Source organism: Actinopolymorpha sp. B9G3, from assembly GCF_040120725.1.
In the GTDB taxonomy this organism is placed as follows: Bacteria; Actinomycetota; Actinomycetes; order Propionibacteriales; family Actinopolymorphaceae; genus Thermasporomyces.
Window position 1 is genome coordinate 137,380 of record NZ_JBEEAB010000016.1, and the last position, 18,877, is coordinate 156,256.

17 protein-coding genes, 1 tRNA gene and 1 pseudogene are annotated in these 18,877 nt (G+C 69.4%); 3 read left to right on the plus strand and 16 right to left on the minus strand.

What is annotated here, in order from left to right; all coding sequences use genetic code 11:
• Positions 1–137 precede the first annotated feature (137 nt).
• Complete coding sequence (locus tag ABNF93_RS24885) at positions 138–1,034, plus strand: aldo/keto reductase (protein WP_349330588.1); 897 nt, start codon at positions 138–140, stop codon at positions 1,032–1,034.
• Here the strand turns inward: ABNF93_RS24885 and ABNF93_RS24890 are convergent.
• From ABNF93_RS24890 to ABNF93_RS24905, 4 genes are read right to left on the minus strand one after another with little or no spacing between them, the layout of a single operon-like run.
• A complete protein-coding gene (locus ABNF93_RS24890; protein ID WP_349330589.1) occupies positions 1,028–2,077 on the minus strand; it encodes a zinc-binding dehydrogenase in 1,050 nt (349 codons plus the stop codon). The genes ABNF93_RS24885 and ABNF93_RS24890 overlap by 7 nt on opposite strands.
• An 18-nt stretch (positions 2,078–2,095) precedes the next feature.
• A complete protein-coding gene (locus tag ABNF93_RS24895) occupies positions 2,096–2,959 on the minus strand; it encodes a carbohydrate ABC transporter permease (protein WP_349330590.1) in 864 nt (287 codons plus the stop codon).
• Positions 2,956–3,897, minus strand: coding sequence for a carbohydrate ABC transporter permease (locus tag ABNF93_RS24900; protein WP_349330591.1), 942 nt, complete (start codon positions 3,895–3,897; stop codon positions 2,956–2,958). Before ABNF93_RS24900 ends, ABNF93_RS24895 begins: the two co-directional genes overlap by 4 nt.
• A complete protein-coding gene (locus ABNF93_RS24905; protein WP_349330592.1) occupies positions 3,890–5,284 on the minus strand; it encodes an ABC transporter substrate-binding protein in 1,395 nt (464 codons plus the stop codon). Before ABNF93_RS24905 ends, ABNF93_RS24900 begins: the two co-directional genes overlap by 8 nt.
• A gap of 141 nt (positions 5,285–5,425) precedes the next feature.
• Between ABNF93_RS24905 and ABNF93_RS24910 the strand changes: the two genes are divergently transcribed.
• Positions 5,426–6,685 (plus strand): ROK family transcriptional regulator, encoded by a 1,260-nt coding sequence (locus tag ABNF93_RS24910; protein WP_349330593.1) that lies wholly within the window; start codon positions 5,426–5,428, stop codon positions 6,683–6,685.
• Between the two features lie 47 nt (positions 6,686–6,732).
• Positions 6,733–7,716: a non-homologous end joining protein Ku gene (ku, locus tag ABNF93_RS24915; protein WP_349330594.1), complete on the plus strand. Its 984-nt coding sequence runs from the start codon at positions 6,733–6,735 to the stop codon at positions 7,714–7,716.
• Positions 7,717–7,724: 8 nt separating this feature from the next.
• Here the strand turns inward: ku and ABNF93_RS24920 are convergent, their stop codons facing one another.
• The 12 genes and pseudogenes from ABNF93_RS24920 to ABNF93_RS24970 all read right to left on the minus strand — a co-directional run bounded on the left by ABNF93_RS24920 (position 7,725) and on the right by ABNF93_RS24970 (position 18,837).
• The gene (locus ABNF93_RS24920; protein ID WP_349330595.1) at positions 7,725–8,333 is read right to left on the minus strand and encodes an MBL fold metallo-hydrolase; all 609 of its coding nucleotides are present in this window, start codon (positions 8,331–8,333) and stop codon (positions 7,725–7,727) included.
• A gap of 25 nt (positions 8,334–8,358) precedes the next feature.
• Positions 8,359–8,685 carry a plasmid stabilization protein gene (locus ABNF93_RS24925; RefSeq protein ID WP_349330596.1) on the minus strand — a complete coding sequence of 109 codons (327 nt, stop codon included), beginning with the start codon at positions 8,683–8,685 and terminating at the stop codon, positions 8,359–8,361.
• A gap of 180 nt (positions 8,686–8,865) precedes the next feature.
• A complete protein-coding gene (locus tag ABNF93_RS24930) occupies positions 8,866–9,084 on the minus strand; it encodes a hypothetical protein (protein ID WP_349330597.1) in 219 nt (72 codons plus the stop codon).
• Complete coding sequence (gene nrfD / locus ABNF93_RS24935) at positions 9,081–10,016, minus strand: NrfD/PsrC family molybdoenzyme membrane anchor subunit (RefSeq protein WP_349330598.1); 936 nt, start codon at positions 10,014–10,016, stop codon at positions 9,081–9,083. The genes ABNF93_RS24930 and nrfD overlap by 4 nt, the downstream gene beginning before the upstream one ends.
• A complete protein-coding gene (locus tag ABNF93_RS24940) occupies positions 10,013–10,867 on the minus strand; it encodes a 4Fe-4S dicluster domain-containing protein (protein WP_349330599.1) in 855 nt (284 codons plus the stop codon). The genes nrfD and ABNF93_RS24940 overlap by 4 nt, the downstream gene beginning before the upstream one ends.
• A pseudogene (gene fdh, locus ABNF93_RS24945) lies at positions 10,864–13,557 on the minus strand (formate dehydrogenase); the annotation flags it as partial. The pseudogene fdh and the gene ABNF93_RS24940, both read right to left, overlap by 4 nt.
• Positions 13,558–13,569: 12 nt before the next feature.
• Positions 13,570–14,151, minus strand: a complete 582-nt coding sequence (locus ABNF93_RS35015) for a hypothetical protein (protein ID WP_502877624.1) — start codon at positions 14,149–14,151, stop codon at positions 13,570–13,572.
• A 71-nt stretch (positions 14,152–14,222) separates the two neighbouring features.
• Complete coding sequence (locus ABNF93_RS24950) at positions 14,223–14,426, minus strand: hypothetical protein (protein WP_349330601.1); 204 nt, start codon at positions 14,424–14,426, stop codon at positions 14,223–14,225.
• Positions 14,423–15,178 carry a hypothetical protein gene (locus ABNF93_RS24955; RefSeq protein ID WP_349330602.1) on the minus strand — a complete coding sequence of 252 codons (756 nt, stop codon included), beginning with the start codon at positions 15,176–15,178 and terminating at the stop codon, positions 14,423–14,425. The genes ABNF93_RS24950 and ABNF93_RS24955 overlap by 4 nt, the downstream gene beginning before the upstream one ends.
• 230 nt (positions 15,179–15,408) lie before the next feature.
• Complete coding sequence (gene selB / locus ABNF93_RS24960) at positions 15,409–17,376, minus strand: selenocysteine-specific translation elongation factor (RefSeq protein WP_349330603.1); 1,968 nt, start codon at positions 17,374–17,376, stop codon at positions 15,409–15,411.
• Positions 17,364–18,671: an L-seryl-tRNA(Sec) selenium transferase gene (gene selA, locus ABNF93_RS24965; RefSeq protein WP_349330604.1), complete on the minus strand. Its 1,308-nt coding sequence runs from the start codon at positions 18,669–18,671 to the stop codon at positions 17,364–17,366. Before selA ends, selB begins: the two co-directional genes overlap by 13 nt.
• Before the next feature lie 71 nt (positions 18,672–18,742).
• Positions 18,743–18,837, minus strand: a tRNA-Sec gene (locus ABNF93_RS24970).
• Between the last annotated feature and the right edge of the window lie 40 nt (positions 18,838–18,877).

Here is an 18,877-nt window from a genome sequence, read left to right on the forward strand (position 1 = left end):
CTCGGGAACTGAGCGGGCGGCGAGGACAGAGCTTTCGCGCGGCGGGCCGACCGGACGTCAGGTTTCGACGCCGATGGGCAAGACCGTAACCTCGACGGCAGACTCGCGCACCCGGTTTGTTCGAGCGGAGGCGACAGATGGAGTACGCCACCTTCGGTGGGACCGGCGCGACCGTCAGCAGGATCGGCTTCGGCGGCGCCACGCTCGGCCTGACCAACTACGTGGAGGCGTTCGACCCGGAGGACGCGGGCGACCGGGCGCGGATGTTCGAGGCCATCGAGAGCGCCCTCGACGGCGGGATCAACTACTACGACACCGCGCCCGGCTACGGCAACGGTGCCAGCGAGCAGGTGCTCGGCGAAGCGCTGCAGGGCGTGCCGACGAGCGGCGGGCAGCCCCTCTTCGTCGCCACCAAGGTGGGGTACGGCGCGCGCGGCGACGTCCGGGCATCCCTCGAAGCCAGCCTCACCCGGCTGCGGCGGGACTCCGTCGACCTGCTGCAACTGCACGGCGAGTCCTGGACGACGCAACAGACCGACGACATCCTCAGCCCGCGAGGGATGGCCGAGCAGCTGCTGTCGCTCAAGGACGAGGGACTCGTGAAGCACATCGGCTTCACCACCGAGGACAACAACGACTCCGCCTACCGGATGATCGCGAGCGGAGTCTTTGACACCATCCAGGTCTGCTACAACCTGCTGTTCCAGCATCCGTACGAACCGAGCCGTCCGTTCGGCGCCATGTTGGAGGCTGACCGGCACGGGCTGGGAATCGCGACGATGCGCACGACGACGTCAGGGACGTTCCAGCGCTGGGTCCAGCTGGTCAACCCGGCCAACACGTTCGACTACTCGAGCGCGCTGGTGCAGTTCGTCCTGTCCAATCCGTACGTCGACGTGGCGCTCGTCGGCATGCGCGACGCCGACGTCGTCCGGGCCAACGTCGCCCTCGCCGACGACCTCGACGGCCGGATCGGTCTGGACGCCCTCCACGAGAAGTACGTGACGCCTGGCCAGACCGGTCGCGCTCAGTAGGTGAGGGCGATCTTCAGTGCGCTGGCGGGATCGTTGTCCAGCCGTTCGTAGGCCTTGGGTGCCTGCCGGAACGGCACCCGGTCGGTGAGCAGTGGCTCGACCACGAGCCGGTCGGAATAGATCAGGTCGACCACCGTGCGCGCGATCCGGACCCGGTTCCAGAGCGGGTGGTCGCGGTGCGGACAGCCCCAGACGCCCATGCTCGACACGAGGTTCGGCCGGTTGTGGTGCCATTCCTCGCCGAGCCTGAGGTCGGCGGCGCCGCCCTGGTAGTAGCCGGCCGCGACGACGGTGCCGCCGACACCGACAGAGGCGATCGCGCCGTGCAGGCCGGGATACGTGCCGGAGGTCTCGATGGCGATGTCGGCGCCGCGGTTACCCAGCGCCTTCTTCACCTGGTAGCCGATCGGCTGGTCGCCGGCCGTCGGGTCCAGCGCCTCCGCCGCGCCGAGCCGCACGGCCAGGTTGCGGCGTTCGGCATGGGGTTCGACGACCACCACGGGATCGGCGCCGTTCATGCGGGCGAGCTGGGCGACGAGCTGGCCGATCACGCCCGCGCCCGACACGACGACCGCGTCACCCACCTTGATCCGCGCGTCGTGGACAGCCTGCAACGCGACGCTCGCCAGACTGACGAACAGGCCTCTCTCCACGTGCGCGCGGGGAAGCTTGCAGGGCGGATAGAAGTCCGTGTGCTCGTCGAGCGCGACGATCGGCTCCTCCTGGTGCGCCTGCCCGGTGTGGAGGATGTCGCCCACCGCCACGCTGTCGACGCCCGGACCGACCTCGACGACCTCACCCACCAGGTCGTAGCCCAGCTTGGCCGTCCGGCTGGACTCCTCGGAGGGTACGAAGACCCGCAGCTGGGGGTCGAAGCTCCGCGTGGCGAACGGTGCGGTGCCGCGGTAGAGGTTCATCTCCGTGCCGTGGCTGATGCCGCTCACGAGGGTGCGCAGCCGGACTTCACCGTCGCGAAGCGGTCGGTGTTCGGTGACGACGAATTCGAGCGTGCGCGGCGCGGTCAGGACGAGACAGGTGGCCACGGATGATCCCTTCGGTGGTCAGGCCTTGAGGCTACCGGCGGTGAGGCCGGCGATGAATCGACGTTGCAGGACCAGGAAAAGCACGAGCACCGGGCCGATCATGAAGAGACAGCCCGCACTCGTCAGTCCCCAGTCGCGGGAGAACTGGCCCTGGAAGGCGAGCAGGCTTGTCGAGATCGGCTTCAGTGCCTCGTCATCGATCAGGGTGGTGGCGAAGAAGAACTCGTTCCAGGCGAAGAGGCCCGTGGTCAGCGCCACGACGAGCATGCCCGGTTGCGCCAGCGGCAGGACCACCCTGCTCATCACCGCCCACTCGGTGGCGCCGTCGATCCGGGCGGCGTCGTCGATCTCCTGCGGGAGCGTCACCAGGAACGCCCGCAACAGCAGCGTTCCGAACGGCGCGAACAACGCCCAGTAGATCAGCATCAGGCCGAAGAGGCTGTTGTTGAGGTGTAGCCGAGTCCAGAGGAAGAACACCGGAATGATGAACAGCTGGGCTGGAACGGCTGTCCCCACGAACAGGTAGAGCACCAGGGGCGCCGGCCGCGGCAGGACCCGCGCGAGCGCGTAGGCGGTCAGGTAGGAAACCACGCAGACCCCCACCGCCGTACCGATCGCGAGGATGGCACTGTTGCGCAGCGTCGTCGCGAAGTTGCCCAGCTCCCATGCCTCGGCGATGTTGTCGAAGGTCGGCGGCAACGGTGGTCCGAGTGGGTTGCCGGCGATGTCGACGTTCGTCTTGAACGCATTGAAGACCAGCACGACGAGCGGCCCGACCGCATAGAGCGCGAGGACGACCAGCGCGACGGACGTGGCGCCTCGGGTGGCGAGGCCGCCGAGGCGGCGACGCGGTGAGATCCGTCCTGTCGTCGGTGCGCTCACACCGTCCACCCTTTCTTCTGCAGGAGGAGGAATCCGGCGATGATGAGCCCACTGATGAACGTGAGGCTCAGGCCGAGCGACGCCGCGTACCCGACATCGAAACGCTGGAACGCCTCGCGGTAGAGCAGGGTGCTGACCAGCTCGGTCGCGCCGGCGGGTCCGCCCTGGGTGATGATCCAGACGTAGTCGAAGGCCAGCAGCGACCACATGATGCTGATCAGGACGACGAAGACCAGCGTGGGAAGGATTCCCGGCACGGTGACGTGCCAGAACTCCTGCAGGACGTTGGCGCCGTCGATCCGCGCCGCTTCGTAGAGCCGGTCGTCCACACCCTGCATGGCGGACAGGAAGATCACCAGCAGGAATCCCCACAGCGCCCACACGTTGATCATGGCGATCGTGGGAAGCGCGGTCGCCTGGTTGCCGAGCAGGACCAGATCATCCGGCAAGTCGATGCCCAGGAAGGACGAGAGGCCGGAGACGCCACGCTCCGGGTCGAGCAGGTCCTGCCAGACCGACGCGGTGACGACGCTCGCCACCGTGTACGGCAGGAAGTAGAGCAACCGGAGGAGCACCTGCGCCCGGCGGATCCTGGCGAGGATCGCCGCGCCCAGCAACGCCAGGCCGATCGGCACGGTGAGGTGGATCCCGGTCCAGATCAGGTTGTGCGACAGTGCGGAATAGAAGTCGCCCTCGCCCGCCAGGCGCACGTAGTTGTCCAGGCCGACCCAGCTTGCCGGACCGACACCCGTCCAGTCGGTGAAGGAGTAGAAGACCGTCGCGAGCGACGGGACCACGATCACGGCGGCGTTGAGGACGGCGAACGGCACCAGCAGGACGAGCCCGAAGCGGGTACGGGAGCGGTGAAGCGTGCTGGTGGGCCGTCGCGAGCGTTGGTCGGCGGCGGAGAGCCGGTTGGCGAAGGTGGTCTCACTCATCGCCGGCCCTCGGGTCGATGGCCACCGGGGTGAACCCGCGCTCGAGGTCGGACTGGAACGTGTCCTCGATGCCGGCGAGATAGTCCTCGGGGGAGAGGTCGTCCGCGACGAGTTCCTGCGCCTTTTCGTAGATCTCGATCGCCGTGCGCGGTGCGGAGAACGTCCAGTTGGTATAGCCGATGTTGCCCTTGCCGGTGGCCGCCATGAGGTCGACGTACGCCGTGCGAATCCGCGGGTCCATGCTCTGCGGGAAGTCGCTCTCGGTGAACCGCAGCGGCAGGGCGAACTCCGACGGGTGGTCCGCGATCCGCTGTGCCGCTGCCTTGCGGTCGCCGATGAGGAAGTCGATGAAGTGTGCCGCCTCGTCCGCGCTCACACTGTCGGCGTTGATCGACAGGGTCGCGCCGGTTCCGACTGCGTACAGCGGATAGGGGACCGCGTCGCGGAGTGCGGGGAACGCCGCGAAGCCCCAGTCGTTGGCGTTGCCACCCTGCTTGCCGAAGAAGCTGTCGATCTCGGCGAAGAACCACGTGCCTTCCATGTCCATCGCGGCCTTCCCGGCCGCGAGATCGGCATGCATCGCGTTGAACGAGGTGGTGAAGTACCGTTGCGGGCTCCCGCCGAACCAGCCACGCCGGAAGTAGTCCTGCATCAGCGCGGCCGCCTCCACCATCGGCGGTGTGGTCCACGGCTTCGCCCCGGTCAGGACGTCGTACATCACCTGCGGGCCGGCGAAGTGGGAGAAGAAGACGCTCGTGAACCACTCGATCGTCTGCGCGAACTCCCGGTTGCCCGCGGCGAACGGCACGATCCCTTCGTTCGTGAGTTCCTCGCACAGCGCTTCCAGGTCGGTCCGGCTCCGGGGCGGGGTGTAGCCGCGGCGTTCGAAGAGCGTGGCGTTGTAGAAGATGCCGAGCGTCTCGAACTGGGTGGGGATGGAGAAGAGCTTGCCGTCGATCGTGCCGACGCTGGGCACCCACGGCAGGAGGACGTCGTTCCATCCCAGGTCGCTCGCCCGCTTGGTGAGGTCGGCGAGATAGTCCTGGTCGGCGAGTTCGGGAACGAACGCCGGCCCGTTGGTCTCGATCACGTCGGGTGCGGTGCCTGCCGCGAGGGCCAGGCGGACGTCGCGTTCGAGGTTCTCCGAGGTCTTGTAGACGAGCTCCACCCGTTCGCCGGGATACTGCTCGGTGAATCCGGCAGCGATGGTGTCGGCGAAGTAGCCGCGGACCTCGCCGCCTTCCAGCGCTGACCAGTAGGTCGCGGTCCCGGGAGTGCCGGTGGTGCGGGACCCCGACGAACAACCTCCGGTCGACGCGGTGGTGAGCAGCGCTCCGATGCCGAGCGCACCTCGCATGATCCCCCGCCGGCTGATGACTGGACTCATCTACGGCTCCTCTCGCCGGCACTTTGTGTGCATTCGGGCGGCCCTGCGCGGGTCCTGTCGCCCGAGGCTGAGACGCGTTCTGCGTCGATGGCGCGAACTTACGCAGCGATTATGCGTAAGTCAAGCTGTATGCTGCGGAACATGACGTCGCCTTCCACCCAGAGCACGCCCACGGCCGGCCTCCCCGACGGGGCGGCACAGGTCCTGTCCGCGGTCCGCCTCCACGGCTGCAGGTCCCGCGTCGAGATCATGCGGCGCACTGGCCTCACCCGGATGGTCACCGCGCAGCGGGTACAGCACCTACTCGACGTCGGCCTGCTCCGGGAGGAGGGCTTCGGTCCGAGCAGCGGCGGGCGGCGCCCCAAGCAGCTGACGTTCCTGCCCGCAGGACATCTGCTGGTGGCCGACGTCGGCTGGACGAGCGTCGACGTCGCGATCACCGACCTCGCGGGACGGCTCCTCGCGCACGTCGCCGAGTCGACCGACGTGACGGACGGACCGGACGTCACCCTCAGCCAGGTCGAGAAGCTCTTCGGCCAACTGCTGGCCGACCACCAGGACATCGGCCCGCTCTGGGGCGTCGGGATCGGCATCCCCGCGCCGGTGGAGTTCGGCACCGGACGCGCGGTCGCGCCCGCCGGCATGCCCACCTGGGACGACTATCCGGTCCGCGAACGCCTGGCCGAGCGGTACGACGCCCCCACCTGGGTCGACAACGACGTGAACATCATGATGCTCGGCGAGCATCGTGAAGGCGCGGCGAAGGACAACGACAACGCCGTTTTCATCAAGCTGGGCACGGGAATCGGGATTGCCCTCGTCTCCGAGGGGCGCCTGCACCGCGGCGCCCAGGGATGCGCCGGGCGGCTGGGCAACCTCCTCCACCTCGCGATGAGCCTGCGCCAGTCAGATCTCCCGCCGCCCGGCGACACGGCCGGCCAGTGGACAGCCGCCGCGGTCGTCCAGAAAGCCAAGGAGTACGCCGCGGACGGCACCAGCCCATGGCTGGCCAAGGTCGTCGCGCAGGGCGAAACCGTCACCGCGCAGACCGTGGCGCAGGCAGCCGCCCACGGTGACACGGCCTGTCTGGGCCTGTTGCGCGAGGTGGGTGCGATCGTCGGGACGATGCTCGCGACCGTCGTGAGCCTGCTCAACCCGTCCGTCCTGGTGATCGGCGGCGGAATGAGTGCGAGCGGTGACTTCTTCACCGCTGCCATCCGGGAGGCGGTCCACGGCCAGGCCGTCCCCCTGGCCACCCGTGACCTGCGGATCGTCACGGCCCGGCTCGGCTCGCGGGCCGGCGTCGTCGGCGCTGCGGCCATGGCGCTCGACCAGCTGTTCAGCGCGGAGAACCTCGATGCGACGGTGACCAGGGGTCTCGAACTGTCCGACCATCGCTGATCACGCTGTGGGTATGGCGCCGCCGTCCTCGTGGTAGGAGAAGAGGTATGGCGCGCTCGATCTGGACTGGGTCCCTGAGCTTCGGACTGGTGAACGTACCGGTGGGCCTGCTGAGCGCCACCGAGCAGAAGGACGTCGCCTTTCACCAACGGGAGAAGGGGACGAATGCCCGCATCCGCTACAAGCGGGTCGCCGAGGACACCAACCGCGAGGTCGACTACGACGACATCGTGAAGGGTTATGAGCTTTCCGGCGACACATTCGTCACGCTCACCAAGGACGAGGTGGGTGCCGCCGATCTCGGCAGGTCCAGGAACATCGAGATCACCGACTTCGTCGACATCGCCGAGGTCGACCCGATCTACTTCGAGAAGACGTACTACCTCGCCCCGAAGGACAAGAGCGCGCACGGTGCGTACGGCCTGCTGCGTGACGCGATGGCACAGAAAGGACTCGCGGGAGTTGCGTCGTTCATCATGCGGGGCAAGGAATATCTCGCCGTCATCCGCACCTGGAAGCGCGTGCTCGTCCTGGAGACGATGCTCTTCGCCGACGAGGTACGCGACCCCGAGGACGTGATCGACGAGTTGCCGCGTGCGCACAAGAAGGACTCGCGGGAGATGAAGGCGGCGGTCAACCTCATCGAACAGCTCACCACGCAGTGGGATCCCGAGCGCTATCACGACACCTATCGCGAACGCCTGTTGGGAATCGTGCGCGACAAGGCAAAGGGTCGAGAGGTCTCCGTCGAGGCGCCCGGGCCCCGCAGGGAGAAGGTCGTCGACCTCATGGACGCCCTGCAACGCAGCATCGACGAAGCCAAGGGCAAGGGTTCGCGCCGGCCGCAGGAGAAGGCCCGAAGGGCTTCGGGTACGACAAAGACCGCCGCCAAGTCGCGCGGCCGCAAGAGCGCCGACGTCACAAGCCTCAGCAAGCAGGAACTCTATGACCGGGCGGCCAAGCTCGACATCGCCGGCCGGTCGAAGATGAGTCGGGCCCAACTCGAACGCGCCGTCGCCAAGGCGTCCTGACCTCCTGCTCAGGTGGCGGGGCGGGGGACGTAGGTCCGGCCCTCGTGGCCCCACTCCCCGATCTCCGGGCGCAGTCCCCGATCGATTGCCCGGATGCTGGGCCGGCCGATGTGGGCGTAGACGAGCCGGCGTACACCATGGCCTGCAGCGGCAGCGCCGACGTCACGCACGCTGGCGTGACCCCCGACGCCGCCGCGGAACCTGATCGGCCGGTCCCAGGAAGCTGCCTCGGCGAACATCAGGTCCGCATCTGCGGCCCACGACGGAAACTCCCAGAATTCCGGCGCCCACACCACCACCAGTCCGGGGGTGACGATCCGATATCCGTACGCCGGATGGGACGTGTGCACGACCGGGTGGCTGAGCACCTCGAGGTCGTCGTACGCGAGGCTCGCCGCCCTGGGCTCGGTGCCGAGTTCGGCGGCCATGTGACGAAGGACGGAGCGAAGCTCGGCGTGTTCGTCGGTGACGAGCCACGCGTCGATGCGTCGCGGTAGCGTTGGGGTTCTCGTTCCGCCGTCGAAGACGATCCGGTGCCCGGCGTACCGCAGCACGAGGCCGGCGGGCGCGAAGCGCGGCGAGTTCATCGCGCCGACCCCGAGCAGTGTCAGTCGCAACCGCGACGTGCTGGCGGCGACTTTCTCACCGGCTGACGGCTCGTTCGAGCTGGGCCTTGGTCATGGTGGAGCGACCGCGCACGCCCTTTCGCTTCGCGTCGGCGTAGAGCTGGGCCTTGGTCCGTCCGGCCGGGCCGCGTCCGGAACGCAGCCCACCGCGGCGACCAGAGGAGATGTCCTTCGTCGAGGTGCGGCTGCGCTGCTTCGCCTCACCGGAGCGTGCGCGTTCCTTGCTCACCGTGCGCGCCGCGATCTCCTTCGCGCGGCCCTCCGACCGGCCCTGGTCCTTCTGGCTGGCCTTGACGTGTTCGTACTGGCGTTCGCGCTTCTTGCTCCATTGTTGCTGTGGCATGGCATTTCCACCTTCACGAGCGGTTCGCCGTGCGGGGTTTCGCTGCCTCGCCGCGAGCCGACACGGCGTAGCTTGCTCTTTTCTGCCTATCAGAACGCTCTACCCGGCGCTACCGGAAACATGCATTCGCGGCCGTCGGATGGGTTGTACGGAAGGAGATCTGCGCACTTTCCCCAGAACTTACGGTTTCCTCCGAAGGACAAGGAGATCGATTAGCGCGGTCAAGGCGACTCCGGCGCAGATCACCGCCGCGACCCATTCACCGGTGGTCGTGCCGTCCGGTCGTGCCGCGGCCCTTCCGAAGGCGATCGTTCCCGCGAGGCCACCCACGAGAGCCAGTGCCGCGAGGACCCGGCGCAGTGTGTACGCGCTTTGCGGGCGGTCCGGGTCCTCACTCATCTGCCACCCTGTCGGGCCAGCCGATCGCGTTGCGGTCGTACGACGTATTTCGGGTCACGCGCCGACTCGTGCCCCGCTTCGAAGATGCCGAACCGGGTACACAGTCCCCCTGCGAGCAGGCTCACGCCCGCAAGCGCCGACATCGCCCGGTTCCGCCGCCCCATCAAAGCCAGCCCGGCGCCGACACCGGTGAGTACGCGGCCGGCGGTCAGCAGTGTGCGTACGCGTCCTTTGCGGTAGGGCTCGGCGGTGATGTCCTTCCTGCGTTCGATCCTGGTCACGGCCGCGAGCTCCAAGGCGGCACCCACCACGACGAGGCGGCGCACGGGTGGGTGGTCGGCCGGCGGCGCGGCCAGCAGCGCAGCCCCTCCCGCGCTCGCCAGCGCACTCCCCGCGAAGGCGAACGGCAGCTCGCGATAGGACTCGTGCCACACCGGGATCGCGGTGTCGGCCAGCAGGACGGCGGTGTAGGTGCACATGGCGGGCCCGAGGATGCCTGCGGCAATGCCCGCCGTACGGCCCCAGCGGGGAAGGACACCGGTCGCCGCCGAGACCGCCGCCGCCGTTGCCGCCGCCGAGAACGGTGCCAGGATCCACGATCCCACCGACAGGGGCGACGTCGGCTTGAAGACCCGCAGCATGTGCAGGAAGCGGGCGGGCCGCCCGAGGTCGTGGACGAGCGTGCCCACACTCGCCGTCGCGCCAGCCGCGGCGACGTAGCGACCGGCGCGCGCGAGGCCCGGTCGTCCGGTGAGGTCGGCGACGGCCGCCGTCGTCGCCGACGCACCAGCCAACCCGCCGAGGAACAGGTAGAGCGGGGCGTCAGGCGTCTTCCAGGCGGGTTGCTTGAGAATCGGACGCCCGTAGTACGACCGGCCACTCGTCGCCGAGGTGGCCGCCTCCGGCACGTTCGGAGTCTCGCCGTGCCTCATCGCCGCCTCCGCGCGGTCACCACGAAGGACGCCGCGATGCCAGCCGCCACGCTCAGAGCGGCCACCGCCGCATGCCGCCACATCGACGGCAGGTCGCGGGTCGTCACCACCGGGTCGGGTGGCAGGCCATAGACCTCCGGTTCGTCCAGCAGCAGGAAGAAGGCACCGTCTCCGCCCACGCCGTCGTCCGGCTTCTCGCCGTAGAGGCGAGCCGTGTCGACGCCCAGGTCCCGCAGCTCGGAGACCCGGCGGTCCGCGCGTTCGCGCAGCTCCTCCAGCGGCCCGAACTGGATCGAGTCGGTCGGACACGCCTTCGCACACGCCGGCTCGAGCCCGGCACCCAACCGGTCGTAGCACATCGTGCACTTGAATGCGCCGCCGTTGTCGGGCCGGATGTCGATGACGCCGTACGGACAGGCAGGTACGCAGTAGCCGCAGCCGTTGCAGATGTCGTCCTGGACGACGACCGTGCCGAACTCCGTACGGAACAGCGCTCCCGTCGGGCAGACGTCGAGGCACGCCGCATGCGTACAGTGCTTGCACACGTCGCTCGACATCAACCAGCGCAAGGCCCCGGCGTCGCCGGCCTCCTTGTCGCCCTGTTCCACGAACGCCACGTGTCGCCAGGTGCTCGCACCGAGCGCTCCGGTGTTGTCGTACGACTGGCCGAGCAGGTCGAGACCGTCCTCTGGTAGGGCGTTCCACTCCTTGCACGCCACCTCGCAGGCCTTGCAGCCGATGCAGACCGAGGTGTCGGTGAAGAACCCGACCCGCGGCGGGTGGCCTTCGGGATGGCCCGCGTCGGCCGCGGGATCGGCGAGCGGCCCGGACAGTCGGTGGCCGTCGTTCATGAAGGCTCCTCCCTTTCCTCTCCCGCCTCCGGCACGCGGCTGCGGTAGTGCGCCACGAAGTCCAGCAGCGCCTGGCCGTGCGGGCGCCGCCCCGGGCGGATGTCACAGGTCGCAGCCTTCGACTCCTGGATGTGCACGTTGGGATCGAGGACGACCGCCAGCAGTTCGTTGGCCGCGTCACCGGTCGACAGGCCGTTCGGTCCCCAGTGGTAGGGCAGGCCGACCTGGTGGATGGTGCGGGTGCCGCCATCGCTTCGCCGTAGCCGGAGCGGCTTTATGCGTTCGGTGACGAGAACCCGCGCCTCGATCGCGGATCGCGCGGAGACGATCGTCGCCCAACCCAGGTGCGTGAGTCGGCGTTCGGCCGCGAGTTCCGGTGACACCTCGCAGAAGAACTCGGGCTGCAGCTCGGCGAGGTAGGGCAGGCTCCGGCTCATCCCGCCCGCCGTGTGATGCTCGGTGAGCCGATAGGTGGTGAAGACGTACGGAAAGACCTCGCTGCCAGGCTCCCCGCCACTGGGGTGGTAACGATTGCGCCCGTCGACGTACACCTGGCGAGCCGGGTTGGCCTGCTGGGCGTACAACGGATTCGCGACCGGCGACTCCGCTGGCTCGTAGTGGGTCGGCAGCGGGCCGTCGGTGAGTCCGGCCGGCGCGAAGAGCCACGCCTTCCCGTCCGCCTGCATGACGAACGGATCCGTTCCCGACAAGGCGTCCTGCGCCTTCGCGCCCTCCGGCGGCACGTAGTCGGGTGGCTTTGTCGCCTCGAAGTCGGGGACATCCGCTCCGGTCCAGTGCGCCTTCTGGGCGTCCCACCAGACGTAGCGTTTGCGTTCACTCCACGGCCTGCCCTGCGGATCGGCCGACGCGCGGTTGTAGAGGATCCGCCGGTTCGCCGGCCACGCCCAGGCCCATCCGGGCGCGACCCACGACTGCTCGTGACCTGGCTGGCGATTGGCCGCATGGTTGTGTTCGCCGGCGTAGACCCCGCAGTAGATCCAGCACCCGCAGGCGGTCGACCCGTCGTCCTTGAGTTCGGTGTACGCCGACAACGCGCCGTCCGGCCCCACGCCGTTGATCTCACGCAACACCGCCTCGGCATCAGGCTCGTCAAGTGGACCTTGCGTGGGGTACGTCCACGTGAGATCGAGCAGCGGAGTGTCACGCGGATCGGTGGACCCGGCGAGCTTCTCCCGGATGATCCGGCCCAGGTGGTAGTAGAACCACAGGTCGCTGCGGGCGTCGCCCGGTGGCTCGACCGCCTGGTGGTGCCACTGCAGCAGCCTCTGGGTGTTGGTGAAACTGCCGTCCTTCTCCGTGTGGGCGGCCGCGGGCAGGAAGAACACCTCCGTGGGAATCTCCTCCGTACGCAGCTCGCCGGTCTCGATCTCCGGCCCGTCCTTCCAGAACGTCGCGCTCTCGATCATCTGCAGGTCGCGTACGACGAGCCAGTCGAGGTTCGCCATCCCGAGCCGCTGCAGTTTCGCGTTGGCCGAACCGACCGCCGGATTCTCGCCGACCAGGAAGTAGCCCCTGCACTCACCGGCGAGCTGGTTCATCACCGTCTGGTAGGTGCCGTGGTCGCCGGTGAGTCTCGGCAGATAGTCGAAAAGGAAGTCGTTGTCCGCGGTCGCAGCGTCGCCCCACCATGCCTTGAGCAGGCTCACGACGTAGGAGCGCATGTTGCCCCAGAACCCTGCCTGCGCGGAATCGGTTGCCACGAACGTGTCGAGATCCAGCCGCTCGTGCGCATGCGGCATCGGGATGTAACCCGGCAGGATGTTGAAGAGCGTCGGAATGTCGGTCGAGCCCTGGATGCTCGCGTGGCCACGTAGGGCGAGGATGCCGCCGCCCGGCCGGCCGATGTTGCCGAGCAGGGTCTGCAGGATCGCCGCCGTACGGATGTACTGTACGCCGACCGTGTGCTGCGTCCAGCCGACCGAGTAGCAGAAGGCGGTGGTGCGTTCACGGCCGGAGTTCTCGGTGATCGCCTGCGCCACTTGGCGAAACTGCTCGACCGGAATGCCGCAGGTCTCCTCGACCACCTCCGGTGTGTAACGCGCGAAGTGTCGCTTCAGCACCTGGTAGACGCAGCGTTCGTGTTCCAGCGTGAGGTCGAGGCTCGGTTTGGCCGTGATAGCCGCGCCGCCGCTTCCGTACGTCTCGGCGCGGGCCGCCTCGCGGTGCCTTCGCCCGCCGTGAGTCGTGCCCACGGAGGTGTCGTCGCGCTCCCCGGCCGCCGCCGTGACCTCCTCGGCTCCTTCGTACATCCAGGTGTGGATGTCGTAGTGCCGGCTGTCCGGGTCGTATCCGGAGAAGAGTCCGTCGAGGTCCTCGGTGTCGCGGAAGTCCTCGCGCAGGATCGCGGGCGCGTTCGTGTAGGCGAGAAGGTAGTCGCGGAACTCGAGGCCGTTCTGCAGGACGTAGTTGACGAGACCGCCGAGGAACGCGATGTCCGACCCGGCGCGCAGCGGCACGTGCAGGTCGGCGACCGCACTCGTACGGGTGAACCGCGGATCGACGTGGATGACCTTCGCACCCCGCGCCTTGGCCTCCATCACCCACTGAAACCCGACCGGATGGCACTCAGCCATGTTCGAACCCTGGATGAGGATGCAGTCGGAGTTCTGCAGGTCCTGCTGAAACGTCGTGGCGCCGCCGCGACCGAAGGAAGTTCCCAGACCGGGAACCGTGGAGGAGTGTCAAATACGGGCCTGGTTCTCGATCTGGATCGCTCCAAGTGCGGTGTAGAGCTTCTTCATCAGGTAGTTCTCTTCGTTGTCCAGCGTGGCGCCACCGAGACTGGCGATGCCCATCGTCCGCCGGACCTTGCGCCCGTCAACCTCGTCCTGCCAGAAGTCCCGGCGGGTCTTGAGCACCCTTTCGGCGATCATGTCCATCGCGCGCTCGAGCGGCAGTGGCTCCCAGTCCCTTGCGTACGGACGGCGATAGAGAACGCTCGTGACGCGGCTCGGGTTGGTGACGAGCTGCTTGCTGGCCGAACCTTTCGGGCACAGCCTGCCGCGCGAGATCGGCGAGTCGGGATCGCCCTCGATCTGGGTGACCGCACCGTCCTTGACATAGACCTTCTGCCCGCAGCCGACGGCGCAGTACGGGCATATGGACCTCACCACCTTGTCGGCGTCGGCGGTGCGGGGGCGGAGGCTGCGGGTCCTCGCCGACATCGCCGCGACCCCCCGGCCGAGCGGGTCGGCACCGGTGAGCTGTCGATAGACGGGCCAGTCCTTGATCGTCAGCTGACGCAGCCACTGTCGTACGCCCATGATCGCCTCCTCCGGAGCGCACGTTCCCGGTGGCCGGTGGCGCAAACCCTGCCGGCCGATGATCGGTGTGCCTACCAGTGATCGGTGAGGTGTCCGCGAGGCCGGAAGTAGTCCCGCCACCGTTCGTCGAGTGCGGGCGGGACGTCCGGGTGGTCGCGCCTGACCAGGGCCGCGTGTACCCGCTCGAGCGTGTAGTGCGGTCGTACGTAGATGTCGTCGGCTGTGACCAGGATGACGTTCCAACCCAGGTCGCGCAGCAGCTCGCGGCCGGTCACATCGTGACGCCACTTGCGTTTGCTGACCCGGTGCAGGTCACCGTCGTATTCGATCGCGATCCGTTGCACGGCGTAGGCGAGGTCGACCGTGGCGACCACCGATGGTCGTCGAGCACCTCGACGCCCGGCTCCGGATCGGGCAGTCCGGCGAGGGCGAGCAGAAGTCGCACCCGGGTCTCCATCGGTGAGTCGACTCTCCCGCGGACGAGCGGAGCCGCTGTCCGGATCGCTGACGAACCTCGCCCCGAGGCGCGGCTCGCGGCGTCCTGAAGCTCGCCAACGCTCGCGAGGCTTCGCCGGACCATGGCGTCGCCCAGCACTACGACGTCGATCAGGCCGATCGACCTACCCAGATCCAGGAAGGTCCGGACTGGTGTCGTCGTTCGTACGCCGCGAGATGTCGTGACCGCGCCGCCCTCGACGGATGCCCGGGGGGCGAGAATCCCGTTGCCACGTGGCGCGGCGGTGCCTGGCGGAACGGTGACGTGCAGGTGCGACGAGGACGGTACGGGCAGATCGCGGAGTCCGGCAGCCGTGTGATGGCTGAACACCGCCGATGCCGGCAGGATCAGGGCAGCGGCCTCGACGCGCAGCCGCAGCGTGTCCGGCAGGCAGGACGCGGCGTAGACGCCGTGGAAGAGGCGCCGGAACCGTCGGGTCCGAACCAGCTGGTCAGGCAATCCCCACCGACGAAGGTCGCTGAGACGGAACGGCCCAGCCAGGAGCGCGGCGGGCAGCTCCCTTCTCGGCATGGTCGGAAATCATGCCGTCAAGCCGACCGGACGTGCCGGAGGCATGCACAGGCTGGGGATCGTTGGCGCGCGGCACGGTTTCGGGCGTGAGCGCGGCTTCGCCGGCCGTGAGTGTGCGCAAACTGTCGGTTTTGGGCAGCGAAACCTACAGTTTGCGCACACTCGATCGTGTCCCGGCTGCGGATCGCGTCGCCGACCGTGTCCCGACCGCCGATCGTGTCCCGGCAGCGTCAACGGAGGCGGTGGGTCCCGTCGGCGAGGCGTTCGGTGATGCCGTTCGCATCGAGGAGCTCGAGGAGGGGGACCGCCACACGGCGGGTCGTGCCGAGCGCGATCCTCGCCTGGCTGAGAGTGAACGGTTGGGGCAGCTCGGCAAGGATGGCGCGCGCCTGGTCGTCCGCGTCCGGCAGCAGCACGACGCCGTCGGCGATCCTCAGCAGCCGGCCGGCGCGTACGGCGGCGGCGATCTCGCGCGTGCCCATTCCCAGGGCGCTGAGCCGATGCGCGTCCGGCGACGCAAAGGGCGCAGCGCCCAGGTCCTCCTCGATCGCGCGGACGGCCTTCTCCAGGTGCGGCGGCAGGACCGGGCCGTCGTCGTCGCCTGGACGGCGGACGACGCCGTCACGAAGGTCGAGCCCGGCGGCCGCGACCAGCGCTTGAAACAGGTCCGACGGGAGGGTGGGCGACAGGTCGAGTCGTTGGCGCAGCGCGTCGGCCGGCATACCGGCGGCGAGCGGGTTCGCGGCGGTCCAGGTGACCAGGACGTCGGTCGCCTGGCGGACAAGGCGCGCCCAGTGGGATTCGTCGGCGTACCAGTCCTGGGCCGGTGTCGTCGCTCCGGTAGGTGCCGGCAGCCCGCGCACGAGGAACTCCTGTCCTCGCACGATGCCGCCGTCGCGCAGGACGAGCGCTGCCAGCTGGTCGAAGCGGAGTGCTGGTACGCCGGCAGCCCGCGCTGCCGCACTGGCGGCGCCGGCCGCACCGGCCGCACTGGCGGCGCTGGCGGCGCCGGGCCCACTGGCCGCACCGGCCGCACTGGCCGCACTGGCAGGTCCGATCGCACCCGCGAGGTCGGCGGCACGGGTCCGGGCGGCGCCGCGCCGACGGAGTTCCGGCGGGCGTACCTCCAGGACGACCACCCCGGCAACCACCCGCTTCCGGCCGGGATCGCGCAGGAGTGCACGGTCGCCGGTACGCAGGGGGAGCGGGCGCGCCAGGGAGAGCCGTGCCGTCGTCGCGTCGAACGCCCGTACCCGCACAGGCACGGCGGCCGAGCCGACGTGGAGGACGAGGCGTTCGGCGATGGCGCCAGGTCCGCTGGGGTCGGAACGCTCTCCACCGTCGGCGTACCGCAGGGTGACGTCGACGACCTCGGTGGCGAGCCACGACTCGGGCGTGAGGAGCGCGGCGCCCCGGCCCACCTCGGACCGCTCCACGCCCCGCAGGTTGACCGCGACCCGTGCCGCTGCTGCCACCCTGGTGGAGTCCCGCCCCAGCGCCTGCAACCCCCGCAGCCGAACGCGCGCCCGAACCCGCGCCCGATCCCGACCGCGGTCGGGATCCGCCGAGGCCAGCTCCAACTCGTCGCCCACTCGCAACGTCCCGGCGCCCAGCGTGCCGGTCACGACGGTCCCCGCACCGCGCACGCTGAACACCCGATCGACCCACAGGCGTACGTCCGCGTCGGGATCCGCGCACGGCAGCCTCTCGGTCAGCTCGACGAGGGCGCGCTCCAACCCGTCCATGCCGGCGCCGGTCTCACCGCTCACCGTGACTGACGGCACCCTGCCGAGGGTCGTCTCCGCCAGCCGCGCCAAGGCCTCCACCCGTGCCGGCTCGGGGTCGGCGAGGTCGGACCTGGTGACCACCAGCAGGCCGTGCCGTACGCCGAGCGCGTCGAGCGCGGCAAGGTGTTCGGCGGACTGCGGTTGCCACCCCTCGTCGGCCGCGACGACGAACACGCACGCCGGCGCCGGTCCCACGCCGGCCAGCATGTTGGACACGAACCGCTCGTGCCCTGGTACGTCGACGAACGCCAACTCCCCGCCGTCCGGCAGCGTCATCCACGCGAAGCCGAGGTCGATCGTGAGCCCGCGGCGGCGTTCCTCGGCCCACCGGTCGGGCTCCATCCCGGTCAGCCGCCGGACCAGCGTCGACTTGCCGTGGTCGACGTGACCGGCGGTCGCTACGACGTACACCGTGCGTGGGCCGCCTTCACGGCGCCGAGGAGGTGGTTGTCGGCGTCGTCGGGGACGGTACGCAGATCGAGGACGCAGCGGTCCCGCCACACCCGGCCGACCACCGGCGGGTCGCCGAGCCGCAACGGCGCCGCCCAGTCCGCGGGGACGCCGAGGCCCCAGCTCGCCAGCTCGACCTCGGGCGCGCCGCCACCACCGACGACCGACACGCACGACACCACGTCGACCGCGATCCCGCTGTCGGTGAGGCTGCGCGCGAGCCACACGGCGCGGGCCCGCAGGTCGTCGGGATCGGCGTCCAGCGCCGCCACCACCGGAGGAGCGGGACCACGCAGGGTCGCCTCGAGCGCGGCGAGGGTGAGCTTGTCGACCCGGAACGCCCGCGCCGCCGGATGCCGCCGCAGCTTCTCGACGACCTCGGCCGCGCCCAGGAGCAGGCCCGCCTGCGGACCGCCGAGCAGCTTGTCGCCGCTCGCGGTCACCAGGGTCGCCCCAGCTCGTAGCGTGCTCGACGCGTCGGGCTCGTCGGGCAGCCGCGGGTGCGGCCGCAGCAGCCCGGAGCCGATGTCGACGACCACCGGGACGTCGAGAGTCGCCAGCTCGTCCACGGTCGGCGCGGCGGTGAACCCGGTGATGACGAAGTTCGACGGATGGATCCGGAGGACGAAACCCGTCCGTGGCCCGATCGCCCGGCGATAGTCGTCGAGCGTCGTGCGGTTCGTCGTACCGACCTCGCGGATGTGGACTCCGCTCGCCGCGAGCAGTTCCGGGATCCGGAACCCGTCACCGATCTCGACGAACTCGCCGCGGCTGAGCAGGATCTCACCGTTCGTACCGGCCAAGGTCATCGCGGCCAGCAGCAGCGCGGCGGCATTGTTGTTGACGATGTGGACGCCGCCGGCTTCGGGTACGGCATCGGCGAGCGCGTCGAGAGCGCCCCTGCCCCGCCGGGCGCGCGCGCCGGTCGCCAGGTCGAACTCCACGTTCGTCGGTCCCGCCGCGACCTGGAGCGCCTCGCGGGCGGCGGCCGAGAGCGCGGCCCGACCGAGGTTCGTGTGGACGATCACGCCGGTGGCGTTGATGACCGTACGCAGGGAGGTGGTGTGTCGTGGGAGCGCGGCGAGGACGACGTCGACGACGTCCTCCGGCGCCACCTGGCCCGCCCGGGCCCGGCGCTGTACCTCGGTGACCGTCGCCTTCACCGCCGGCCGGCCCAGGGCTTCGACGGCCCCGGCGACCCGGGGGTCGTCGAGCACCAGACCGGTGGCGGGGATGCGTCGGCGCGGGTCAGTCATCGCGGTCGGGGTGGGTCGCGTGTCGCGGTTGGGTGGGCGCAGTGCCACTCGGGGTATGACGCTGGGTGACGTGGCGGAGGCGGACGGGAATCGAACCCGCCAGCGACAGATCCTGCCGCTCATCGGTGTTGAAGACCGTGCCGGCCACCAGGCCGGAGACGCCTCCTCGGAGCATGTACGTCATCCTGGCAGGCGGAGGTGGGCGG